We start from the raw sequence: 21,485 nt of genomic DNA, 5'->3' as shown, positions 1-21,485 counted from the left end.
TCGTTTTCCCGCCTCGCGCCAGGGCGCGCTTTGCCCGGCAGTTGCGGATTTATCTTGATCTAAATCAAATTCAGTCATTGATGCAGAATTTCCCGCATCCTAACATCCGCGGGAACAATTCTGCCCGGGAAACCGGCAGATTGTAACACGCAAAAGGGAGGCACCACCAAATGGCAGACGCAGCCATTCATGGTCACGGGCACGAGGACCAGCGCGGATTTTTCACGCGATGGTTCATGTCGACGAACCACAAGGACATCGGCATTCTCTATCTGATCTTCGCCGCGTTCACCGGCCTGATCTCTGTGACCTTCACCGTTTTCATGCGCCTGGAACTGATGGAACCGGGTGTTCAGTACATGTGTCTTGAGGGCTTTCGGCTGTTCGGCAACGGAGGAGATTGCACGCCGAACGGTCACCTGTGGAACGTGCTGATCACCTACCACGGCATCCTGATGATGTTCTTCGTCATCATCCCAGCCCTGTTCGGCGGTTTTGGCAACTATTTCATGCCGTTGCAGATCGGCGCGCCGGATATGGCATTCCCGCGGATGAACAACCTGAGCTTCTGGCTCTATGTCGCGGGCACCTCGCTGGGGGTCGCCTCGATGCTGGCGCCAGGGGGCAATGACCAGCTCGGTTCCGGCGTGGGCTGGGTGCTCTATCCACCGCTGTCGGTGAAAGAGGGTGGCATGTCGATGGATCTGGCGATCTTCGCGGTCCACGTCTCGGGCGCCTCGTCGATCCTGGGGGCGATCAACATGATCACCACCTTCCTGAACATGCGCGCCCCCGGCATGACGCTGTTCAAGGTGCCGCTCTTCGCCTGGTCGATCTTCGTGACCTCCTGGCTGATTCTCCTGTCGCTGCCGGTGCTCGCCGGGGCGATCACCATGCTGTTGATGGACCGTAACTTCGGCTTCACCTTCTTCGATCCTGCGGGTGGCGGCGACCCGGTGCTTTATCAGCATATCCTGTGGTTCTTCGGCCATCCCGAAGTCTATATCGTGATCCTGCCGGGCTTCGGTCTGGTCAGCCACATCATCGCCACCTTCTCGCGCAAGCCGATCTTCGGTTATCTGCCGATGGTCTGGGCGCTGATCGCCATCGGGGTTCTGGGCTTCGTCGTCTGGGCGCACCACATGTACACCGTCGGCCTCAGCCTGCATCAGCAGGCCTATTTCATGATGGCCACCATGGTGATCGCGGTGCCGACGGGGGTTAAGATCTTCTCGTGGATCGCGACGATGTGGGGCGGCTCGATCGAGTTCAAGACGCCGATGCTCTTCGCCTTCGGCTTCCTGATCCTCTTCACCATCGGCGGGGTCACCGGCGTGGTGCTGAGCCAGGCCGGCGTCGACCGGGCCTATCACGACACCTATTACGTGGTGGCGCACTTCCACTATACGATGTCGATGGGCGCGGCCTTCTGCATCTTCGCCGGGGTCTATTTCTACTTCGGCAAGATGACCGGGCGGCAATATCCCGAATGGGCCGGCAAGCTGCACTTCTGGCTGTTCTTCATCGGGGTGAACCTGACCTTCTTCCCGCAGCACTTCCTGGGCCGCCAGGGGATGCCGCGCCGCTATATCGACTATCCCGAGGCCTTCGCCTTCTGGAACAAGATCTCGTCGACCGGCGCGCTGATCTCCTTCGCCTCCTTCCTGCTGTTCTTCGGCATCATGTTCTATTCGCTGTTCCGTGGCGCCCGCGTCACCCAGAACAACTATTGGAACGAATATGCCGATACGCTGGAATGGACCCTGCCCTCGCCGCCGCCGGAGCATACGTTCGAACAGCTCCCCAAGCGCGAGGATTGGGACAAGGTCCACGCCCACTGATCGCAACGATCGTCCGACACTGCAAAGGCCCTGGCATCCGCCAGGGCCTTTTTCGTTTTGCCGCCCCCCAATCGCCTGATGTCACATTGACGTGATCTTGTCCCGCTATCGCGGCCCGGCAGTACGCCGGCCGGGGGCCCCTCGCGCCGGTCTTTGATTGACACGTTACGAATGACACAGGGACCCGATGGCCATGACCACCGACACCACCATCACCATGGACAAAGTGCTGAAGAACTCTCTCGGTTTCGAGAAAGCCGGCAGCTATGACAGCGGCGCCGGCGAAGCCGGTTCAGAAGTCATCGCCTATCGCGACGGCAAGCTCTATGTCACCAACGGTGCCGATGACCGCATCGATATCTTCGACGCCAAAACCGAGGCGCTGATCACCTCGCTCGACCTGACGCTGATCGCGAATTACGACGGCGTGAACTCGGTCACCGTCTCGGACAGCGGCATCGCCGTCGCGGTTCAGCGCGAGGCCGCGGATGGCAGCCTGATGAACGGCGTGGTCGCCGTCTATGCCCTGGACGCGGTCGATGGCGATCTGCCCAGCGCCGCGATCGAGGTCGGCAACCTGCCCGACATGGTGACCTATTCGAAGGCTGGGCAATACATCTTCGTCGCCAACGAAGGCGAACCGAAGGCCGCTGGCGATCCCGCCGGCTCGATCTCGGTGATCGAGGTCGCGACCATGACCGCCACCACCGTCGGCTTCGAGGCCTATGACGATCAGATCGACGCGCTGCAAGCCGCTGGCGTGCGCCTCTTCCCCGGCGTCCTGCCCTCGACCGATTTCGAACCCGAATACATCGCCGAAGGCCCCGACGGCACGCTTTATGTCACCCTGCAGGAGGCCAACGCGGTGGCCGTCTTCGACCTGGCGACCATGAGCTTCACCGAAATCCTGCCGCTCGGCACCGTGGATCACAGCCTGGACGGCAACGGCATCGACCCCAACGACAAGGACGATGCCATCAACATCCACACCATCGACGTCGAAGGCATCCGCATGCCCGACGCCATCGCCACGGTCGAGATCAAGGGCCAGACCTATTTCCTGACCGCCAACGAAGGCGATGATCGCGGTGATTTCGACGAGGGCGGCGATGCGGCCCGGGTCGGCGACATCCTGGCCGGCGACGTGCCCGGCGTCTCGATCGACCCCGACGCCTATAGCGCCGAGCAACTGGCCGATCTGGAGCGCCTGACCGTCTCGATCATTGACGGCGACACCGACGGCGACGGCGATATCGACGTGCTGCACTCCTACGGCTCGCGCTCCTTCACCATCTTCGACACCGATGGCAAAGTGGTGTTCGATTCGGGCGACGATTTCGAAACCCTCATCTCGGAACTGCGCCCGGCGAACGCCTTCAACAACGATGGCTACCCCTCGGACGACGCCGGCGTGATCGACGAGAACCGCTCGGACAACAAGGGGCCGGAACCCGAAGCCATCGCCGTGGGCGAGGTTGACGGCAAGACCCTGGCCTTCATCGGGCTGGAGCGCGATGGCGGCATCATGATCTATGACATCTCGAACCCGAAGAAGGCGGTGTTCGTCGATTACATCGACAGCTCGCTCACCGGAGATTCGAGCCCCGAGGTGATCAAGTTCATCCCCGCCGAGCACAGCGAAAGCGGCGTGGCGCAGATCGCGGTCAGCTACGAGATGTCGGGAACCACGGCGCTTTATGATCTGGCCTTTGGTCACCGCACCGTCGGCGGCGAAGGCGATGACATGCTGGCGGGCACCGTCGGCGACGACATCCTGGCCGGCCGTCAGGGCGATGACCTGCTCGAAGGCGGCGCCGGTGACGATATCCTGCGCGGCCAGAAGGGCGCCGACACGCTGATCGGCGGCACCGGCGACGACGTGCTGCGCGGCGGTGCCGGCGCCGATACCTTCGTCTTCGCCCTGGGCGACGGCAACGACACGATCTTCGGCCTGAACAAGAACGACAAGATCGACCTGAGCGCCACCGGGCTGAGCTTCGATGATCTGACGATCACCGACAATGGCGGCAACAGCTTCACCGTCGACTACGGTGATCTGGGCGACAGCATCACCCTGGCGCTGACCGCCAACAATACGGCACTCGACGCCGACGACTTCCTGTTCTGAAGTCGGACAGACCAACCATCGACAGCCGCGGCTCTGCCCGCGGCTGTCTTTTTTCCGACAGGCTTTCGCGCCGGCTCGACCGCAGCCGAAGCTGTGCTAGACTTGCTTCACGATGCCCTACCGATGGACCGATCCCGCCCCCGGCATTCGGGAGCTGCGGCTCTGGCCGCATAATTCCCTCCCGAAACGCGGGCTGGGGATCTTCGTGCTGGCCACCTTCGCGCTGCTGATGGTGCCATTGCTGGCGCTGCTGGGATCGGTGCTGCTCTGGGGGATCCTGCCCTTCATCCTGCTGGCGGTGGGCGGGATCTGGTTTGCGCTGACCCGCAGCTATCGCGACCGCGATATTCTCGAGGTTCTGACCCTCAGCGACAGCGATGCCGATCTGGCCCGCCACAACCCCGATGGCAGCGCCCAGGAGTGGCACTGCAACCGCTATTGGGCGCAGGTCGAGATGCACGACCGGGACGGGCCGGTGCCGCATTACGTCACGCTGAAGGGCGCCGGCCGCGAGGTCGAGATCGGCGCCTTCCTGTCGGAAGAGGAGCGCGAGGCGCTTTACCGCGAATTGCTCACCGCGCTGCGGCGCTGAGCCGCAACGCCCCTGAAGATCAGCACTCGCCGCTGGTGCAGAGCTGATCCTTGACCTTGGGTCCGACCTTGGCGAAGTCGATCTGCCCGGTATAGCGCGCCTTCAGCGCCGCCATCACCTTGCCCATGTCGCGGATCGAGCCGGCGCCGGTGTCGACCACGGCCTGTTTCACCGCCGCCTCGACCTCGGCCTCGCTCAACTGGCGGGGCAGGAATTCCCGGATGATCGCGATTTCCTCGCGCTCCCGCTCGGCCAGATCAAGCCGCCCGCCCTCTTCATAGGCGCGCGCGCTCTCCTGCCGCTGCTTGGTCATCTTGCCGAGGATTTCCAGCACTTCGGCATCGCCGATGCTGCTGACCTCGCCATCGCCGCGAGCCGCAATATCCCTGTCCTTGATAGCCGCATTGATCAGGCGCAGAGTCGACAGCCGGGCGGCAGCCTTTTCCTTCATCGCCTGCTTCAGGGCCTCGTTGACCCGGGTACGCATATCCATATTATTCCGTCCATCCCCATGGAATCGAGCCCCCGACCTTATAGAAGGAAACCGGCGGGGACAAGCCGCCGCTGCCAGAGGGCGATATCGGGCGACCGGGACGACTTCCAACAAACTTAGGAAATTGCGTGGAATTTGGGCGGACTTGACCCGCCCTGCCGCACCCCTTACTTATCCCGAGATTTGACCGTAAGGACCGTATAGGAGTCGCGCCATGGCCCAGACCGCACTGACCAAGCCTACCGCCTGTCTGGCGCTTGCCGACGGCACGGTGTTCTACGGAACCGGCTTCGGCGCCACCGGCCAGACCGTGGCCGAGCTTTGCTTCAACACCGCGATGACCGGCTATCAGGAGATCATGACCGATCCTTCCTATGCCGGCCAGATCGTCACCTTTACCTTCCCGCATGTGGGCAATGTCGGGGTCAACCCCGAGGATGACGAAACCGCCGATCCGGTGGCCGCCGGCATGGTGGTGAAATGGGATCCGACCGCGCCCAGCAACTGGCGCAGCACCGAAACCTTGAAGACTTGGCTGGAACGCCGCGGCCGCATCGCGATCGGTGGCATCGACACCCGGCGGCTGACCCGGGCGATCCGGCAGCAAGGCGCGCCGCATGCGGCGCTGGCACATAACCCCGACGGCAAGTTCGACATCGAGGCGCTGGTCGCCGCCGCCCGCGGCTTCTGCGGCCTCGAAGGGCTCGACCTGGCCAAGGACGTGACCTGTGCGCAATCCTACCATTGGGACGAGATGCGTTGGGCCTGGCCCGAGGGCTATAGCCGGCAAACCGCGCCCCAGCACAAGGTCGTGGCGCTGGATTACGGCGCCAAACGCAACATCCTGCGCTGCCTGGCCAGCGCCGGCTGCGATGTGACCGTGCTGCCCGCCACCGCCACCGCGGCCGAGGTGCTGGCGCATAATCCCGATGGCGTCTTTCTGTCGAACGGCCCTGGCGACCCGGCGGCGACCGGCAAGTACGCCGTACCAATGATCAAGGAAATCCTCGACACCACCGACCTGCCGGTCTTCGGCATCTGCCTGGGCCACCAGATGCTGGCGCTGGCGCTGGGGGCGAAGACGGTCAAGATGAACCACGGCCACCACGGCGCCAACCACCCGGTCAAGGACCTGGAAACCGGCAAGGTCGAGATCACCTCGATGAACCACGGCTTCGCGGTGGATGCCCAGACCCTGCCCGATGGCGTGGAAGAGACCCATGTGTCGCTATTCGACGGCTCCAACTGCGGCATCCGCATGGCAGGTCGCCCGGTCTATTCCGTGCAGCACCACCCTGAAGCCAGCCCCGGCCCGCAGGACAGCTTTTATCTGTTCGAACGCTTCGCCGATGCGATGGCGGCGCGCAAGGTGACCGCCTAAGTCCCCCACCCCAGCGGGTGTCAGAGACCTCCGCTGGTGGTTAACCTCACGTTAAGCAACCTTCTGCCATTCTCGCGCAACTTGTGCGTGTTTGGTGTGCGTTTTGAGCAAGCAAGAGCTGAATATCCCAGCACCTCTTGCCGCGACGATGCCGCTGATGCGACGGCGTCCGCTGGGACAGTTTCTGGTCGAAATGGGGGTCATCTCCCCGGGCCATCTGGTCGCGGCGCTGTATCTGCAACGGCGGTTCGACGTCCGGTTGGGCGATGTCCTGGTGGCCGAGGGGTGGGCAACCCCGCGGGACATCCGTGCCGCGCTGGCCCAGCAACTGGGCATCCCCCAGGCCGACTTCCTGCGCCATGCGCCCGATGCCGCGCTGGCCGTCCGGCTGCCAGCGCGCTTCTGGCTCAGGCAGGGGGTGCTGCCGTGGCAGAGGGTCGGCCAGGTGACGATGATCGCCACATCGGACCCCAAGGCATTTGAACGCAACCGCATCCTGCTGCGCCACACCTTCGGCGCCGTGGCCCCGGTGCTCGCCGATCCGCACCAGCTCCAGCAGGCCGTCGCCCGCATCTTCGCCCGGGAACTGGCCGAGGCCGCCAGCACCCGTGTTCCGCCCGACTGCAGCTATCGGGGATGGCGCCCGCCGACGCCGGACACTCTGGCGCTGAGCGCGGGGATCGGCCTGATCGCGCTTGTCCTGATGACCAAGACGCTTCTTGCCCTCGCCTATGTGCTGGCCCTGGCCACCCTGCTGCTTTTCGTGCTGCTGCGGCTCGGCGGCACGCTCGCCGATCTGCTTGCCCATCCGGCGCTGCGCCCGGCCCGCCCCCGCCCGCGCCCCCTACCCTGGAGCAGCGAATGGCCGAAGGTTTCGGTCATGGTGCCGCTCTACCGCGAACCGGAGATCGCCGGCGCATTGCTGCTGCGGCTCGGTCGGCTCACCTATCCCAAGGCGCTGCTCGAAGTGCTTCTGGTGCTGGAGGAGCATGACGACACCACCCGCCAGGCACTGGCCCGCAGCACCCTGCCGCCCTGGATGCGGATCGTCGAGGTGCCGGCGCACGGGGGGTTGACCACCAAGCCGCGGGCGATGGATTACGCGCTGGACTTCTGCCAGGGCGAGATCATCGGCGTCTGGGATGCCGAGGACGCGCCGGAGCCTGATCAGATCGAATGCATGGTGCGTCGCTTTGCCGAGGCGCCCGCCAAGGTCGCCTGCCTGCAGGGGGTGCTCGACTTCTACAACCCCCGTGCCAGCTGGCGCGCCCGCTGCTTCACCATAGAATATGCCGCCTGGTTCCGCGTCGTCCTGCCCGGGCTGGCGCGGCTGGGGCTGGTGATGCCGCTGGGCGGCACCACCCATTTCTTCCGCCGCGCGCCGCTTGAGGAACTGGGCGGCTGGGATGCCCACAACGTGACCGAGGACGCCGATCTGGGCGTGCGGCTCTATCGCGCCGGGTATCGGGCCGAGATGATCGACACCGCCACTCATGAGGAGGCCACCTGCCGCGCCCGGCCCTGGGTTCGGCAACGTTCGCGCTGGCTCAAGGGCTTCATGGTCACCTATCTGGTGCATATGCGCCGCCCGCTCCGGCTGTGGCGCGATCTGGGCGCTTGGCGGTTCTTCGGCGTGCAGGCCTTCTTTCTCGGCACCCTCGGTCAATTCCTGCTGGCGCCGATGCTGTGGTCGCTGTGGCTGATCCTGCTGGGGCTGCCGCATCCGCTCGCCGGCATCTTGCCGCCCGGGCTGCTGCGCACCGGGCTGCTGCTGACCCTGGCCGGAGAATTGCTTGCGATCGTCACCGGCATGGCCGCGGTGGCCCGGGCAAAGCGGCGGTTCCTGATGCTCTGGGTGCTGACGCTGCCGTTCTATTATCCGCTAGGGGTGCTGGCGGCCTACAAGGCGCTTTACGAACTGCTTCGATCGCCCTTCTACTGGGACAAGACCTCTCACGGGCAGACTGCCCCCGAAACGGCTGCGCCTGAGGACGAGGAGGAGACGATCAGCGATTGCGTTCCCGCTTGCCCGCGTCCTGCTTCAACCGCGTCATGAAGGCGATCGAGATATGCTCTTTCAGCGCCTTCTCCGCCGCCTCGGCATCGCGCGCCTCGATGGCGGCGACGATACCGGCATGTTCGTTCTGTGCGATCTCGCCGCGCCCCTCGGCGGCAAGCGAGGTTGTCGCCATCAAGGCCATGGTGCGATGCACCAGATCGAGCTGTTGCACCAGATAGCGGTTATGCGAGGCCAGATGGATCTGTTCGTGAAACCGCCGATTGGCCCGCGCCAGGGCGGTCGGATCGCCGACCAGCTTGTCATCCTCGCGCACCATCTCGCGCAGGACGCGGATTTCCTCGTCCGTGGCATGCTGGGCGGCCAGCCGCGCCGCCAACCCCTCAAGCTCGCGCCGGACCACATAGAGCTCCGCCATCTGGTTATGATCGAGCGAGGCGACGATCAGCGACCGGCCATCGCGTTCCAGCAGCGACTGGGTTTCAAGCCGTTGCAGCGCCTCTCGGATCGGGGTGCGCGACATGCCGAAGCGTTCGGCCAGCTCGCTTTCGACCAGGCGATCCCCCGGTCGGTAGATGCCGACGTCGATCGCTTCCAGAATCAGAGAATAGGCGTCTTTCTGCTGGGGTTTGATCTCTGCCATGCGCTCGGGTCCTGGTTGCCTCGGCCTCGTGCATACAGGCTGGTCGCCGCGTCAATCAAGCTTGCCGTTGCCGCTAGCCGCCCTGCCGCATTGCCAGCCCCGCCGGCGAAGCGTAGGACAAGCCCATGGTCAAACGCGATTTCTCTCACGTCACTCACTGGGTCTTCGACCTCGACAACACGCTCTATCCGCCGCAGGCGCGGCTGTTCGATCAGATCGAACAGCGCATGATCGCCTTCGTGATGGACAAGCTCAAGCTTGACCGCGCCGCCGCCGACAAGCTGCGCCACGACTATTGGAAACGGCACGGGACCACCCTGGCCGGGCTGATGCGCGAACATGATATCGACCCGCTGCCCTTTCTCGAGGTGGTGCACGACATCTCTCTCGCCCATCTCGACCCCGACGCCGATCTCGCCGCCCGCATCGGCGACCTGCCCGGGCGCAAGATCGTCTATACCAACGGTTCGGCCCCCTATGCCGAACGGGTGCTGGCGGCGCGCGGGCTCAGCGGCAAGTTCGATGCGATCTATGGCATCGAACACGCGGGCTTTCTCCCCAAGCCCGAGCGCGCCGCCTTCGAGACGATCTTTGCCCGTGACGGCGTGATCCCCGATCGCGCCGCGATGTTCGAGGATGACGTGCGCAACCTCGCCGCGCCGCATGACATGGGCATGCGCACGGTCCATGTCGCGCCCGAGCGGCAGCCCGCCCGACACATCCACCACCATACGGACGACCTGGCGGGCTTTCTGGCCAAGCTGATCTGACCGACCGTCCGGGGCGAGGCTGCGACAATTCGCGCCTTCCCTCAGCGGCGGAATTCCCTAGGCATCGGTCAATCTCTCTGTCCCATTCAAGATCGAAAGGCCGCCCATGTCCGCCGATACCAACACCCATCACGACGACCTGCCCAGCACCAAGACCACCGTCTGGATCTTCGTGGCCGTGGCGCTTTTTGCTGCGCTCTGGGCGGCGTCCATCGTGCTGTTCGGCGTGCCCGGCCTTTATATCCCCGCGCTCGCCCTGGTGCCGGTGGTCGGCCTGCTGATCGTTCTGGTTTCGCTCGGCTGAGACCCGGCAGGGCGACAGGATGCCATCTGGCCTTGCCCGCCCGGTCGCACTAGGGTGCGCCCAGGAAAAGGCGGAGCGAAGACCATGACCGAAACCTGCGACATCCTGATTTCCGGCGGCGGCATCGCCGGGCTGACTGCAGCGGCAGTGTTCGGACAGGCCGGGTTCGATGTGATCTGCGTCGATCCCACCCCGCCGGTCACCGAACGCGACGCCGAAGGGTCGGACCTGCGCACCACCGCGATCCTGCAACCCGGCCAGGCGCTGATGGCCGAGGCAGGCCTTTGGGATCGGCTGGCGCCCGAGGCCGCCGCGCTGCAGATCATGCGCATCGTCGATGCCGGCGGCGAACGGCCCGAGCCGCGCGTGGTGCGCGATTTCAACGCCGCCGATATCTCGGACCGGCCGTTCGGCTGGAACCTGCCCAACTGGCTGCTCCGGCGTGAACTCTCGGCACATCTGGCCGGGATGCCCAATGTCGATTTCCGCCCCGGCACCGCCACCACCAGCCTGTTCACCCGCACCGACATGGCCCGCGTCGGGCTGAGCGACGGCAGCAAGGTCGATACCCGGTTGGTCATCGCCGCCGACGGGCGCGGATCACCGATGCGCGAAGCGGCCGGGATCAAGGTGCATACCACCCGCTACGGGCAAAAGGCGCTGGCCTTCGCGGTGACCCACCCGATCCCGCATGATAACGTCTCGACCGAGATCCACCGCTCCGGCGGGCCGTTCACCCTGGTGCCGCTGCCGGATTACCAGGGCCGCCCCTCCTCTGCCGTCGTCTGGATGGAGCGCGGCCCGCGGGCCGAGGAGCTGCGCAGCCTGGAAACGGCCGAGTTCGAGGCGGCGATGACCGAACGATCCTGTGGCATTTTCGGGCCGCTCACCCTGGCCTCGCGCCGGACGGTCTGGCCGATCATCAGCCAATGGGCCGACCGGATGGCAGGCGAGCGGGTGGCCCTGATGGCCGAGGCCTCGCATGTGGTGCCGCCGATCGGGGCGCAGGGGCTGAACATGTCGCTGGGCGATCTGCGGGCGCTGCGCGATCTGGCGGTGAAACGGCCCGAGGGTCTGGGCGACGCGCAGATGCTCGAGGCCTATCACAAGGCCCGCCATACCGAGGTGATGGTGCGGCTGCGCGGCATCGACATGCTGAACCGCGCCTCGATGATCGAACTGCGGCCGCTGCGCGACCTGCGCGCCGCCGGCCTCAGCGCGCTTTATTCGCTGGCCCCGGTGCGGCGGACGCTGATGCAGATGGGCCTGGGCGTTCACTGAACGCCCGTTGTCGGGGCCTCAGCCGATCGGCCCCGGCCGCCGCTCCTCGCTCAGCACCACATTGGCCTCGACCTCGCCCGCCCCGGGCAGGGTCATGATCCGGCGCCGCAGCACCCGTTCGAAATCGGCCAGGTCATGCGCCACCACGCGCAGCCGATAGTCATAGCGGCCAAGCACGTGCTGCACCGTCAGCACCTCGGGAATCGCCGTCACCGCGCGTTCGAAATCGGCCAGGCTAACCCGCCCGTGGGTGGCCAGCTTGATGCCCAGAAACACCGTCACGCCAAAACCCAGGGCCTCGCGGTCGAGATCGAGCCGGCGCCCCTTGATCACCCCCGCCTCCTCCAGCCGCCGAACCCTGCGCCAGGCGACCGGCTGGCTGACCCCAAGCCGCCGCCCCAGTTCCGCCGCCTTCAGCGTCGCATCCTCCTGCAAGGCCCGCAGGATGGCGCGGTCGGTATCGTCCAGGTCGATCACAGCGGCAATGCCTCAACATCCTTGATCGTGGCCACATGCATCAGCGCCTCGATCTCGGTGATATGCGGCAGCGTCAGGATGCGGCTGCGGTAAAGCTCCTGATAATGCGGCATGTTGCGGGCGAGCACGGTCAGCCGCACGTCGACGCGGCCCAGAAAGGTCTGGATCTCGGCCACCTCGGGCACCTCGCGGGCGGCGGCGATGAACCGGTCGAAGGCCTGCGGCTCGGTCTTGTCCAGGCTGATGCGCAGCGACACCTCGACCGCATAGCCCAGCGCATGCCAGTCGATCACCGCGCGCTGGCCCTTGAGCACCCCCAGCGTCTCCATCCGTTCCAGCCGCTTATAGGCCTTAGACGCCGCCACACCCGAGGCGCGCGCCAGATCGGCCACCGATTGCGTGGGATCCGCCTGCAGGTGACGCAATAAACGCCGATCGGTGTCATCAAGCATGACTTTTCCAAATATTCGATATTTGCCGAATGACTTTCTAACACATGCGCAAAAGAATGCCAATTTTCATGCTGATTATCCGGGGCGACAGGCGCATCTTGTGCAACGTCAACCCAAATACCGGAGCAAATCCATGCGCGTCTATTACGATCGCGATTGCGACATCAACCTGATCAAGGACAAGAAAGTGGCCATCCTGGGCTATGGCTCGCAAGGCCACGCCCATGCGCTGAACCTGCGCGACTCGGGCGCCAAGAACCTTGTCGTCGCCCTGCGCGAAGGCTCGGCCAGCGCCAAGAAGGCCGAGGCCGAAGGCCTGACCGTGATGGGCATCGCCGAAGCCGCCGCCTGGTGCGACCTGATCATGTTCACCATGCCCGATGAGCTGCAGGCGCAAACCTACAAGAAATACGTGCATGACAACCTCAAGGAAGGCGCCGCGATCGCCTTCGCCCACGGTCTGAACGTGCACTTCGGCCTGATCGAGCCGAAAGCCGGCGTCGACGTCATCATGATGGCGCCGAAGGGCCCGGGCCACACCGTGCGCGGCGAATACGTCAAGGGCGGCGGCGTGCCCTGCCTGGTGGCCGTGGCAAACGACGCCTCCGGCAAGGCGCTGGAAATCGGCCTCAGCTATTGCTCGGCCATCGGTGGCGGCCGCTCGGGCATCATCGAAACCAACTTCCGCGAAGAATGCGAAACCGACCTGTTCGGCGAACAGGCGGTTCTGTGCGGCGGTGTGGTCGAGCTGATGCGCATGGGCTTCGAAACCCTGGTCGAAGCCGGTTACGCGCCGGAAATGGCCTATTTTGAATGCCTGCACGAAATGAAGCTGATCGTCGACCTGATCTATGAAGGCGGCATCGCCAACATGAACTACTCGATCTCGAACACCGCCGAATACGGCGAATACGTGTCGGGCCCGCGGGTTCTGCCCTATGAGGAAACCAAGGCCCGCATGAAGGCCGTGCTGACCGACATCCAGAACGGCAAGTTCGTGCGCGACTTCATGCTGGAAAACTCGGTCAACCAGCCGTTCTTCAAGGCGACGCGCCGCATCAACGACGAACACCTGGTCGAGCAGGTCGGCGCCAAGCTGCGCGGCATGATGCCCTGGATCACCGCCGGCAAGCTGGTCGACAAGTCCAAGAACTGATCCGCCCAGGCGGAGACTGCCTCCCGGCCCCTCGGGGTCGGCGGCGGGCGGGCCATTCGGCCCGCCCGTTTCACGTTTGGGGAAAAGCCATGCATTTCTTGCAATGCTGCTACCCTATTTTATCCCCGAACCTCTCGCTGCCTTTTCTCTCCTCCGACAAAGGCGTAACGCGACCCGATGTAACAAAGCCGTTCTCCCCACGGCTTAAAACGAAACAAAATTACAAATTCGGAACCATGTCTGACACCTCCCTCGCATCCGCCGATACCTCGGTCGTGAGCGTGCCGCCGAACGCCCCGCACAAGGTGCTTCTGGCCAGCCTCATCGGCACCACCATCGAGTTCTTCGACTTCTATTCCTATGCCACCGCCGCCGTTCTGGTCTTCCCGGCGCTGTTCTTCCCGGGCAGCGATCCGATGACCGCGCTGCTGGCCTCCTTCGCGACCTTCTCGATCGCCTTCTTCGCCCGCCCCTTCGGCGCCGTCATCTTCGGCCACTTCGGTGACAAGATCGGCCGCAAGGCGACGCTGGTGGCCGCGCTGCTGACCATGGGCATCTCCACCGTCATCATCGGCCTGCTGCCCACCTATGCGCAGATCGGCGTCTATGCGCCGCTGCTGCTGGCGCTCTGCCGCTTCGGCCAGGGCTTTGGCCTCGGCGGCGAATGGGGCGGCGCGGTGCTGCTGGCCACCGAGAATGCGCCCGAAGGCAAGCAGAGCTGGTACGGCATGTTCCCGCAGCTCGGAGCGCCGGTCGGCCTATTCATCTCGTCAGGCCTGTTCTGGATCATGCTGCATGTGATCAGCGAAGACGATTTCCTGACCTGGGGCTGGCGCCTGCCCTTCCTCGGCTCGATCATCCTGATCGCGCTTGGCCTCTGGGTGCGGCTGTCGATTTCGGAAACCCCGGAATTCGCCAAGGCCATCGAAAAGGAAGAACGCGTCGCCGTGCCGGTGGCCGAGGTCTTCAAGTTCCACAAGCGCAGCCTGGTGCTGGGCACCTTCGTGGCGCTGGTCACCTTCGTGCTGTTCTATATCTGCACCGCCTGGCTTCTGTCCTATAACGTCAAGGTCATCCACATCCCCTTCCTCGACGCGCTGAAGATCCAGATCTACGGCTCGGTCATCTTCGGGATCTCCATCGTGCTGGCCGGCAAGGTCGCCGACACGACCGGACGCTTCAAGTTCCTGATCTGGGTCACCGTGCTGATCGCGCTGTTCTCTTTCGCGCTGGCGCCCTTGATGTCGACCGGCGGTGAAGGCGGCATCTATGCCTTCGTCACCTTGGGCATGTTCCTGATGGGGCTGACCTATGGGGTGATCGGCGCCGCGCTGGCGGCCCCCTTCCCGACCCGGGTGCGCTATACCGGCTCGTCGATCACCTTCAACTTCGCCGGCATCTTCGGCGCCTCGCTGGCGCCCTATGCGGCGACCTGGCTGCAGACCAACTATGGCATGGCCTATGTCGGCTATTACCTGCTGGGCGCGGCGGTGATCACGCTGCTCTGCATCCTCGCCATGGGGCGTGAAAAGGTCTAAGCTCTTTTCCCTCACCTCCCATCAAGGGGCGCCCCGGCGGCGCCCCTTTTCTTTTGCGCGCCACCCGGCCGCCCGGTCCGCACAGTGAGGGCCGCAGCCGCGCACATTGTAATACGATAACACCTCTCCCACCTCCTCGCCCATGATGACCCAAAGCATCGAGACCAGAGAGGGCCTGCCGCAAGAGCTGACCACCCTCCTTCGGGATTATCCGCGCGACAGCTGGCCGGATCACCCGAATTTCGCCGCCTCCATCGCCAAGTGGATGGCGGCCCATGCAACCTTCCGCGCCCTGGGCGAGGTGATCGTCGAGGATACGGAACGCTTTCTGGACAAGGAGATGGAGCAGGATCTTTATCTGCGCCGCATCGGCCGGCACGGCAATGCGCTGGTGCACAGCCTACGCGGGCACCACACCTGGGAAGACCGCAAGTTCTTTCCCGAACTGGAGGCCGCCGACCGCCGCTTTGCCGTCGGCCTGGAGATGCTGGAGGGCGATCACCTCGGTCTTGATGGGGTGCTCGACGGCTTCACCCGTGCCGGCAACCGGATGATCCAGCTTGAAGTGCTCGATCCCTCGCAACTGCCCAACGAGGCTGGGCAAGTGCTGGAAAAGGGCCGCACCATCCGCCGGTTTCTCGACCGTCACCTGACGGATGAGGAGGATCTGGTGGTGCCGATCCTGTTGCATCACCGGTTGCGAGGCTGACGGAAGCCCGTCAGTTATCCACATTCAATCCACAAGACAAACCCCGGGATTCAAACTGAATCCCGGGGTGAATGTTCGTTTCTGAAAAGCGGCTTTCGTGCCGTTTCCTCAGCCGGCGACGACCGAGGTGACCGCATCGACCACGCTGTCGACGGTGCGCGTCAGCAGCGCCTCGTCCTCGCATTCGGCCATCACCCGGATCAGCGGCTCGGTCCCCGACTTGCGGATCAGCAGCCGCCCCCGCCCCTGCAGCGCCAGCTCCGCCGCCGCGATCGCGGCCTGAACCGGCGCGGTTTCTAGCGGCGCCTGACCGGCGGTGAAGCGGATGTTCTTCAAAAGCTGCGGCACCGGGGTGAACTGCTGGGCCAGATCGCTGGCCTTGCGGCCGGACCGCACCATCTCGGCCAGGAAATGCAGCCCCGCCATCAGCCCGTCGCCAGTGGTGGCGTGATCGGTCATCACGATATGGCCCGATTGCTCGCCGCCCAGATTGAAGCCGCCGGCGCGCATCCGTTCGACGACATAGCGGTCGCCCACGCCGGTGCGCTCGAGCCCGATCCCCTTGCCGGCCAGGAACTGCTCCAGGCCGAGGTTCGACATCACCGTCGCCACCAGCGCGCCGCCGGTCAGCACCCCTTCCTCCGCCCAGCGGGCGGCCAGCAGCGCCATCAACTGATCGCCATCGGCCACCCGGCCCTTTTCGTCGATCAGGATCACCCGGTCGGCATCGCCATCCAGACAGATCCCCACATCCGCCCCATGCGCCACCACGGTTTCCGCGGCGATCTGCGGCTGGGTCGACCCGCAGCCCTTGTTGATGTTCTTCCCGTCCGGGCTGACACCCACCGGCACCACATCGGCCCCCAGTTCCCACAGGATTTCCGGTGCCGCGCGATAGGCGGCGCCATTGGCGCAGTCGATCACCACCTTCAACCCGTCGAGCCTGAGGTCGCGCGGGAGCGAGGATTTGACCCGCTCGCCATAGCGGAACCGGGCGTCGTCGATCCGCTTGGCCCGGCCGATATTGCCGGCCTGCGCCGGCTCGACCCCGGCCTCGATCAGCGCCTCGATCTCGATCTCCGCCTGATCCGACAGCTTGAAGCCGTCGGGGCCGAAGAACTTGATGCCATTGTCCTCGGCCGGGTTGTGGCTGGCCGAGATCATCACCCCCAGATCGGCGCGCATCGACCGGGTCATCAGCCCGACGCAGGGCGTCGGCACCGGGCCCAGCAGCAGCACGTTCATCCCCGTCGAGGTCAGCCCGGCGGTAAGCGCGTTTTCGAACATATAGCCCGACAGGCGGGTATCCTTGCCGATCACCACCCGATGCGCGCTGCCGCGGTCGCGGCGGAAATAGCGCCCCGCCGCCGCCCCGATCCTGAGCGCCATGTCGGCGGTCATCGGATAGCTATTGGCCTTGCCCCGAACCCCGTCGGTCCCAAACAGTTTTCTCACAGCCATCTTCTACCCCGTTATCCCCGCGCCGCCTGCCACAGCCGCAGCGCCTGCGCCGTCTCGGCGACGTCATGCACCCGCAGGATTTGCACGCCCTGCGCCAATCCGGCAAGCCCCACCGCGATCGACCCCGGCGCGCGCGCCTCGGCGCGCGGTTCCTGGCCGATGGCGCCGATGAACCCCTTGCGCGAGACCCCCAGCAGGATCGGGCAGCCCAACCCGTGAAACAGCGCCAGCCCGCGCAACAGCGCCAGGTTATGCTCCCGCGTCTTGCCAAAACCGATGCCGGGATCGGTCACGATCAATTCGCGCGCAAGCCCCGCCGCCTCGAGCAGGACGATCCGCTCGGCCAGAAAGTCATAGACATCCAGCAGCACGTCGTCATAGCGCGGATCCTGCTGCATCGTCTCAGGCTCGCCCTGGGAATGCATCAGGCAGACCGGAACCGAACGCGACACGCAGAGCGGCGCCAGCGCCGGATCAAAGGTGAAGCCCGCGACATCGTTGACCAGATCGGCGCCCGCCTCCAGCGCCGCCTGCGCCACCGGCGCCTTGCGGGTGTCGATCGAGATCGGCACCGCGCTGATGGCGCGAATGGCGGCGATCACCGGGGCGGTACGGGCGATCTCCTCCTCCACCGGCACCTCGGCGGCGCCGGGGCGAGTGGATTCCCCGCCGATGTCGATCATGTCGACCCCGGCCGCGATCATCGCGCGGGCATGGGCCAGCGCCTGTTCCGGGCCATTGTGGCGGCCACCGTCGGAAAAGCTGTCGGGCGTGGTATTCAGGATCCCCATGATCCGCGGCCGGTCCATCGCCAATCCGGCAACCGGGGCGCGCGGCGCCACCAGCGGTTCAAGCTGATGGTCGGGCACCTCCTCGACCGGGATCACCTGCGGCGTCCTCCCGCGCGCCAGGGCCTCGACATGGGTGAACCACATCGGGCCGCCGGCCAGAGGCACGGCATCATCCGGGCGCGCCGGTCCATGCTGGACCAGGGGGCGGTAATAAAAGGTCATAGGGTCGTCTGCTCCACCGACAGGGCCCGCAACGGAACCCCCGCCCCCTCCGGCAAGGTGGCGCCAATCACCAGCATCTCGCCGGCGGCGAAGGTGGCGGCGAACCAGGCGGCCAGGGCCACGGCGTCGCCCGGCTGGGCCGAGGGGCCGTCGACCGCATCGAGCACGATCTTCGACGGTGCCCAGACGCTGATCTGGCCATGCCGCATCGCCCAGTCAAGCTCGGTCCGGGTCTCCACCACCACGCAACGGGGATCGCGGGCGGCCAGCACCCAGGCATTCTGTTCGATGGCCAGCAGATCAATCCGCCGCTGGGTCATCCGGTGGTGGCTTTGCGGCGCCGGCGTCACCGGCGCCCCGACACAGAGAACCGGCGGCCGGTCGCCGGCCCCGAGCTGGTCGAGCCAGCCTGACAGGTTCTCCGACGCGATGGCGGCATTCGACAGATAGACCAGGCGCGGATGCGGCCGGTCGTCCTCTGGCGGAATGAGCTGCCCATGGGCAAGCTGATCGCGGGCCCGGACGATCTCCACCCCCAGCGCACCCGGGCCGCGATCAAGCTTTTCGATGCGAACGAAAGCCCTTACCGCCTGAGGTTCAAGCAGAATGCGTTCCGCGATCCGCTCGGCCAGGGTTTCCAGAAGGTTCAGCCGTTCGGCCTTCAGCTCGTGCTCGATCGCCTCGGTCACCTTGTCATAGGACAGGATGCGGTCGACGTCGTCGTCGATCGGGCCGGTCAGCGGTTCGACCTCGACCACCACATTGAAGGACAGCCGCTGGGTCGTCCCGCGTTCAGCCTGAAAGGCGCCGATCTCAACCTCGACCACGTGATCGCGCAACGAAATGCGGTCGAGCGGCCCGCCCGGCGCTGTGGCCCGCGCCCGTTCAGAAGGATGCGCGAAGGCGAGACGGATTTCGGTGCTCATGGGCTTGCGGCCTTTGGTCTTGGGTCCTGGATCAGCGAAACCTACGCTGACGGCGCCCTTCTAACAGGCCTGGACGCGGCGTACCAGCGGCCGAAACCGTCGCCGGTCGTCACTCGCTCGACGCGGTGCGATAGTGCTGGCGGTAAAAGATATGCTCACCGATCTTGGTGGTCGGCGTATAGGCGCTGGCCCAGCTCGGTTTGACGGCCAGCGTATGGTAATGGGTGGCGCCATTGGTCAGATCGCCGGCATAGCCGTCCATCACCGCCCGCGCCACTTTCGAAACCCGCTCGAAGGCCTCTTGTTCGCTGATCACCTCGGCGCGGCCATCGCAGGTGAAGGTGAACTGGCACTGATAGCGCTTGCCGGTGCCCTGGCGGATCACACCGCACAGCGTGTCGGGATAGCGGCCGCTTTTGACCCGGTTCATGATCACCTCGGCGACGGCGAACTGGCCTTTGACCGTCTCGCCGCGCGCCTCGAAATACAAGGCCTCGGACAGGCAGCGCCAATTGTCGCCGCCCTCGGGCTCCGGCTGGGCATCGAGCCAATCACGGGTGAAGCTGAAGGAAGGCGCCTTGCCCTGCTTGCCGCGAGAGGCGGTCAGAAAGGACTTGAGCTGCTGGTTCGGCATCGCGCCGAGGGTGGATTGTTCGCGTTGGAACAGACTTTTCAGACCGGTTTCGGCCGACACAGAAAGCGGCGATAAGGCCGCAAGGATTATGACGGCAACAGCCAAAACTCGGTTCATCTTTACCCCGTTAAGCAGTCTCTCGCACCCGCCTTTTTCAGGCTGGCGCAGGGGACCCCTTAACCTACAAAGTAAAAAAGATCTACCTCCGCCCAAATCAAGGGCAGTTTACAAACGCTTGAGAGGAGAGGCTGCCAGAGGCGTCTGGCAAAAAAAACCTTTATTTACGGCTTCTTCGCCGCGTTCAGACCGGTCTTCGCCGCGATGGCGAGTTGAGCGGCTGCCAGCCGAGCTACAGGAACCCGGAAGGGCGAACAAGAGACATAATCGAACCCCGCCTCACGGCAGAATTCGATCGATTCGGGGTTGCCGCCATGCTCGCCGCAAATCGAGACAGTCAAGCCGGGATGCGCGGCCCGCCCACGGTCTGCGCCAAGTTTCAGAAGCTCCCCCACCCCGTCGGTATCGAGGACATGGAAGGGATCCTCGTTGAACACCCCCTTGCGCACGTAATCCGACATGAAGCGGCCGGCGTCGTCCCGCGACAGACCATAGGTCATCTGCGTCAGGTCATTGGTCCCGAAGCTGAGGAAGGAGACATAGGGCGCGATTTCCGCCGCCCGCAAAGCCGCCCGCGGGGTTTCCACCATCACCCCCAGCCGATAGGCGAACTCCGCCCCATGCTGGGCGCGCACGGTGGCGGCGACAGCCTCGATCCTGGCCTTGATCAGCTCGACCTCGCGTTTGGCGGAAACCAGCGGGATCATGATCTCGGGCACCACAGGCTCACCGCTTGCGCGCATCGCCAGCGCCGCCTCGAAGATGGCGCGCGCCTGCATCTCGTAGATCTCGGGAACCGTCACCCCCAGCCGCACGCCGCGCAGCCCCAGCATGGGGTTGTATTCCGCCATCGCCTCGATCCGCCGGGTCACGTCGGAGACCGGCAGATCCAGCGCCTCGGCCAGTTCGCGCTGGCCGGTCCGGCTGGCCGGCAGGAATTCATGCAGCGGCGGATCGAACAGGCGAATACAGACGGGCCTGCCCTCCATGATCTTGAAAAGCTGGATGAAATCGTCTCGCTGCATCGGCAGCAGCCGGCTCAGCACCTCGGCGCGGCCGGAACTCGTCTCGGCAAAGATCATCTCGCGCATGACGGTCAGCCGGCCCTGTTCGAAGAACATGTGCTCGGTACGACAGAGCCCGATCCCCTGGGCGTCGAAGTTGCGCGCGGTGCGGGCGTCGGCCGGGGTGTCGGCATTGGCCCGGATGCCGATATCGCGCTCGGCGTCGGCCCAGCTCATCAGCGTCTGGAAGGCATCGTCCAGCGCCGCCTCCAGCATCTCGGGCTCCCCGGCGAGGACTTCGCCGGAACTACCGTCGATGGTGATCACATCGCCCTCGCGCAGGACGCGCCGGTCAGGCGTGATCAGCATCTTGTCGCGGGTGTTGAAGGTCAGCTCGGAGGCGCCGACGATGCAGGGCAGCCCGAGACCGCGACCGATCACCGCCGCGTGGCTGGTCATGCCGCCCTTTTCGGTCAGAACGCCTGCGGCCGCGTGCATGCCGCGCACATCCTCCGGCGCGGTCTCGCGACGGACCAGAATGCAGGCCT

Annotated in this window: 20 protein-coding genes; 11 read left to right on the top strand and 9 right to left on the bottom strand. The window is 65.1% G+C overall.

Translation table 11 applies throughout. The features are described from left to right. The first annotated feature begins 170 nt into the window (after window positions 1–170). The 3 genes from ctaD (at window position 171) to ACN0V4_RS20540 (ending at window position 4,561) form a co-directional block, all read left to right on the top strand. The gene (gene ctaD / locus ACN0V4_RS20550; RefSeq protein ID WP_417679623.1) at window positions 171–1,841 is read left to right on the top strand and encodes a cytochrome c oxidase subunit I; all 1,671 of its coding nucleotides are present in this window, start codon (window positions 171–173) and stop codon (window positions 1,839–1,841) included. Window positions 1,842–2,034: 193 nt separating this feature from the next. Continuing rightward, window positions 2,035–3,969 (top strand): choice-of-anchor I family protein, encoded by a 1,935-nt coding sequence (locus tag ACN0V4_RS20545; RefSeq protein WP_417679621.1) that lies wholly within the window; start codon window positions 2,035–2,037, stop codon window positions 3,967–3,969. 112 nt (window positions 3,970–4,081) lie between these two features. Then, window positions 4,082–4,561 carry a DUF2244 domain-containing protein gene (locus ACN0V4_RS20540; protein WP_417679619.1) on the top strand — a complete coding sequence of 160 codons (480 nt, stop codon included), beginning with the start codon at window positions 4,082–4,084 and terminating at the stop codon, window positions 4,559–4,561. A gap of 19 nt (window positions 4,562–4,580) precedes the next feature. Here the strand turns inward: ACN0V4_RS20540 and ACN0V4_RS20535 are convergent, their stop codons facing one another. After that, entirely contained in the window at window positions 4,581–5,054 is a 474-nt protein-coding gene (locus tag ACN0V4_RS20535; protein WP_417679617.1) for a GatB/YqeY domain-containing protein, read from the bottom strand. 214 nt (window positions 5,055–5,268) lie between these two features. Between ACN0V4_RS20535 and carA the strand changes: the two genes are divergently transcribed. Both carA and ACN0V4_RS20525 read left to right on the top strand, forming a co-directional pair. Next, window positions 5,269–6,435, top strand: coding sequence for a glutamine-hydrolyzing carbamoyl-phosphate synthase small subunit (gene carA, locus ACN0V4_RS20530; protein ID WP_417679615.1), 1,167 nt, complete (start codon window positions 5,269–5,271; stop codon window positions 6,433–6,435). A 157-nt stretch (window positions 6,436–6,592) separates the two neighbouring features. Beyond that, entirely contained in the window at window positions 6,593–8,491 is a 1,899-nt protein-coding gene (locus ACN0V4_RS20525) for a glycosyltransferase family 2 protein (RefSeq protein WP_417679613.1), read from the top strand. Here the strand turns inward: ACN0V4_RS20525 and ACN0V4_RS20520 are convergent. Further along, complete coding sequence (locus tag ACN0V4_RS20520; protein WP_417679611.1) at window positions 8,442–9,095, bottom strand: GntR family transcriptional regulator; 654 nt, start codon at window positions 9,093–9,095, stop codon at window positions 8,442–8,444. The genes ACN0V4_RS20525 and ACN0V4_RS20520 overlap by 50 nt on opposite strands. 125 nt (window positions 9,096–9,220) lie before the next feature. Between ACN0V4_RS20520 and ACN0V4_RS20515 the strand changes: the two genes are divergently transcribed. The 3 genes from ACN0V4_RS20515 to ACN0V4_RS20505 all read left to right on the top strand — a co-directional run bounded on the left by ACN0V4_RS20515 (window position 9,221) and on the right by ACN0V4_RS20505 (window position 11,450). Continuing rightward, the gene (locus ACN0V4_RS20515; protein ID WP_417679609.1) at window positions 9,221–9,865 is read left to right on the top strand and encodes a pyrimidine 5'-nucleotidase; all 645 of its coding nucleotides are present in this window, start codon (window positions 9,221–9,223) and stop codon (window positions 9,863–9,865) included. Window positions 9,866–9,971: 106 nt separating this feature from the next. After that, on the top strand, window positions 9,972–10,169 hold the full coding sequence (locus ACN0V4_RS20510) for a hypothetical protein (RefSeq protein ID WP_417679607.1): 198 nt from the start codon (window positions 9,972–9,974) through the stop codon (window positions 10,167–10,169). An 84-nt stretch (window positions 10,170–10,253) separates the two neighbouring features. Continuing rightward, on the top strand, window positions 10,254–11,450 hold the full coding sequence (locus ACN0V4_RS20505; RefSeq protein ID WP_417679605.1) for a UbiH/UbiF family hydroxylase: 1,197 nt from the start codon (window positions 10,254–10,256) through the stop codon (window positions 11,448–11,450). Window positions 11,451–11,468: 18 nt separating this feature from the next. Here the strand turns inward: ACN0V4_RS20505 and ACN0V4_RS20500 are convergent, their stop codons facing one another. Next, the gene (locus tag ACN0V4_RS20500; protein ID WP_417679603.1) at window positions 11,469–11,927 is read right to left on the bottom strand and encodes an Lrp/AsnC family transcriptional regulator; all 459 of its coding nucleotides are present in this window, start codon (window positions 11,925–11,927) and stop codon (window positions 11,469–11,471) included. Then, window positions 11,924–12,379 (bottom strand): Lrp/AsnC family transcriptional regulator, encoded by a 456-nt coding sequence (locus tag ACN0V4_RS20495; protein WP_417679601.1) that lies wholly within the window; start codon window positions 12,377–12,379, stop codon window positions 11,924–11,926. The genes ACN0V4_RS20500 and ACN0V4_RS20495 overlap by 4 nt, the downstream gene beginning before the upstream one ends. Before the next feature lie 133 nt (window positions 12,380–12,512). Here ACN0V4_RS20495 and ilvC point away from each other — a divergent pair, with 133 nt between their 5' ends. From ilvC to ACN0V4_RS20480, 3 genes are all read left to right on the top strand, one after another. Continuing rightward, window positions 12,513–13,535 carry a ketol-acid reductoisomerase gene (gene ilvC / locus ACN0V4_RS20490; RefSeq protein WP_417679639.1) on the top strand — a complete coding sequence of 341 codons (1,023 nt, stop codon included), beginning with the start codon at window positions 12,513–12,515 and terminating at the stop codon, window positions 13,533–13,535. Window positions 13,536–13,771: 236 nt separating this feature from the next. Then, window positions 13,772–15,073: an MFS transporter gene (locus ACN0V4_RS20485; protein ID WP_417679599.1), complete on the top strand. Its 1,302-nt coding sequence runs from the start codon at window positions 13,772–13,774 to the stop codon at window positions 15,071–15,073. A gap of 145 nt (window positions 15,074–15,218) precedes the next feature. After that, complete coding sequence (locus tag ACN0V4_RS20480; RefSeq protein ID WP_417679597.1) at window positions 15,219–15,782, top strand: hemerythrin domain-containing protein; 564 nt, start codon at window positions 15,219–15,221, stop codon at window positions 15,780–15,782. 108 nt (window positions 15,783–15,890) lie between these two features. Here the strand turns inward: ACN0V4_RS20480 and glmM are convergent, their stop codons facing one another. From glmM to ACN0V4_RS20455, 5 genes are all read right to left on the bottom strand, one after another. Beyond that, window positions 15,891–17,237 carry a phosphoglucosamine mutase gene (gene glmM, locus ACN0V4_RS20475; RefSeq protein WP_417679595.1) on the bottom strand — a complete coding sequence of 449 codons (1,347 nt, stop codon included), beginning with the start codon at window positions 17,235–17,237 and terminating at the stop codon, window positions 15,891–15,893. 17 nt (window positions 17,238–17,254) lie between these two features. Beyond that, a complete protein-coding gene (gene folP, locus ACN0V4_RS20470; RefSeq protein WP_417679593.1) occupies window positions 17,255–18,256 on the bottom strand; it encodes a dihydropteroate synthase in 1,002 nt (333 codons plus the stop codon). Then, window positions 18,253–19,182, bottom strand: a complete 930-nt coding sequence (locus ACN0V4_RS20465; RefSeq protein WP_417679591.1) for a dihydroneopterin aldolase — start codon at window positions 19,180–19,182, stop codon at window positions 18,253–18,255. Before ACN0V4_RS20465 ends, folP begins: the two co-directional genes overlap by 4 nt. 109 nt (window positions 19,183–19,291) lie before the next feature. Continuing rightward, window positions 19,292–19,933 carry a cell wall hydrolase gene (locus ACN0V4_RS20460; RefSeq protein ID WP_417679589.1) on the bottom strand — a complete coding sequence of 214 codons (642 nt, stop codon included), beginning with the start codon at window positions 19,931–19,933 and terminating at the stop codon, window positions 19,292–19,294. Window positions 19,934–20,097: 164 nt separating this feature from the next. Continuing rightward, a partial coding sequence (locus ACN0V4_RS20455; RefSeq protein WP_417679587.1) for a putative PEP-binding protein occupies window positions 20,098–21,485 on the bottom strand: 1,388 nt, incomplete at its 5' end.

The sequence above is a fragment of the Pseudodonghicola sp. genome (assembly GCF_048268305.1).
GTDB lineage: Bacteria > Pseudomonadota > Alphaproteobacteria > Rhodobacterales > Rhodobacteraceae > Pseudodonghicola.
This window is presented reverse-complemented; position numbering and strand designations above follow the sequence as displayed.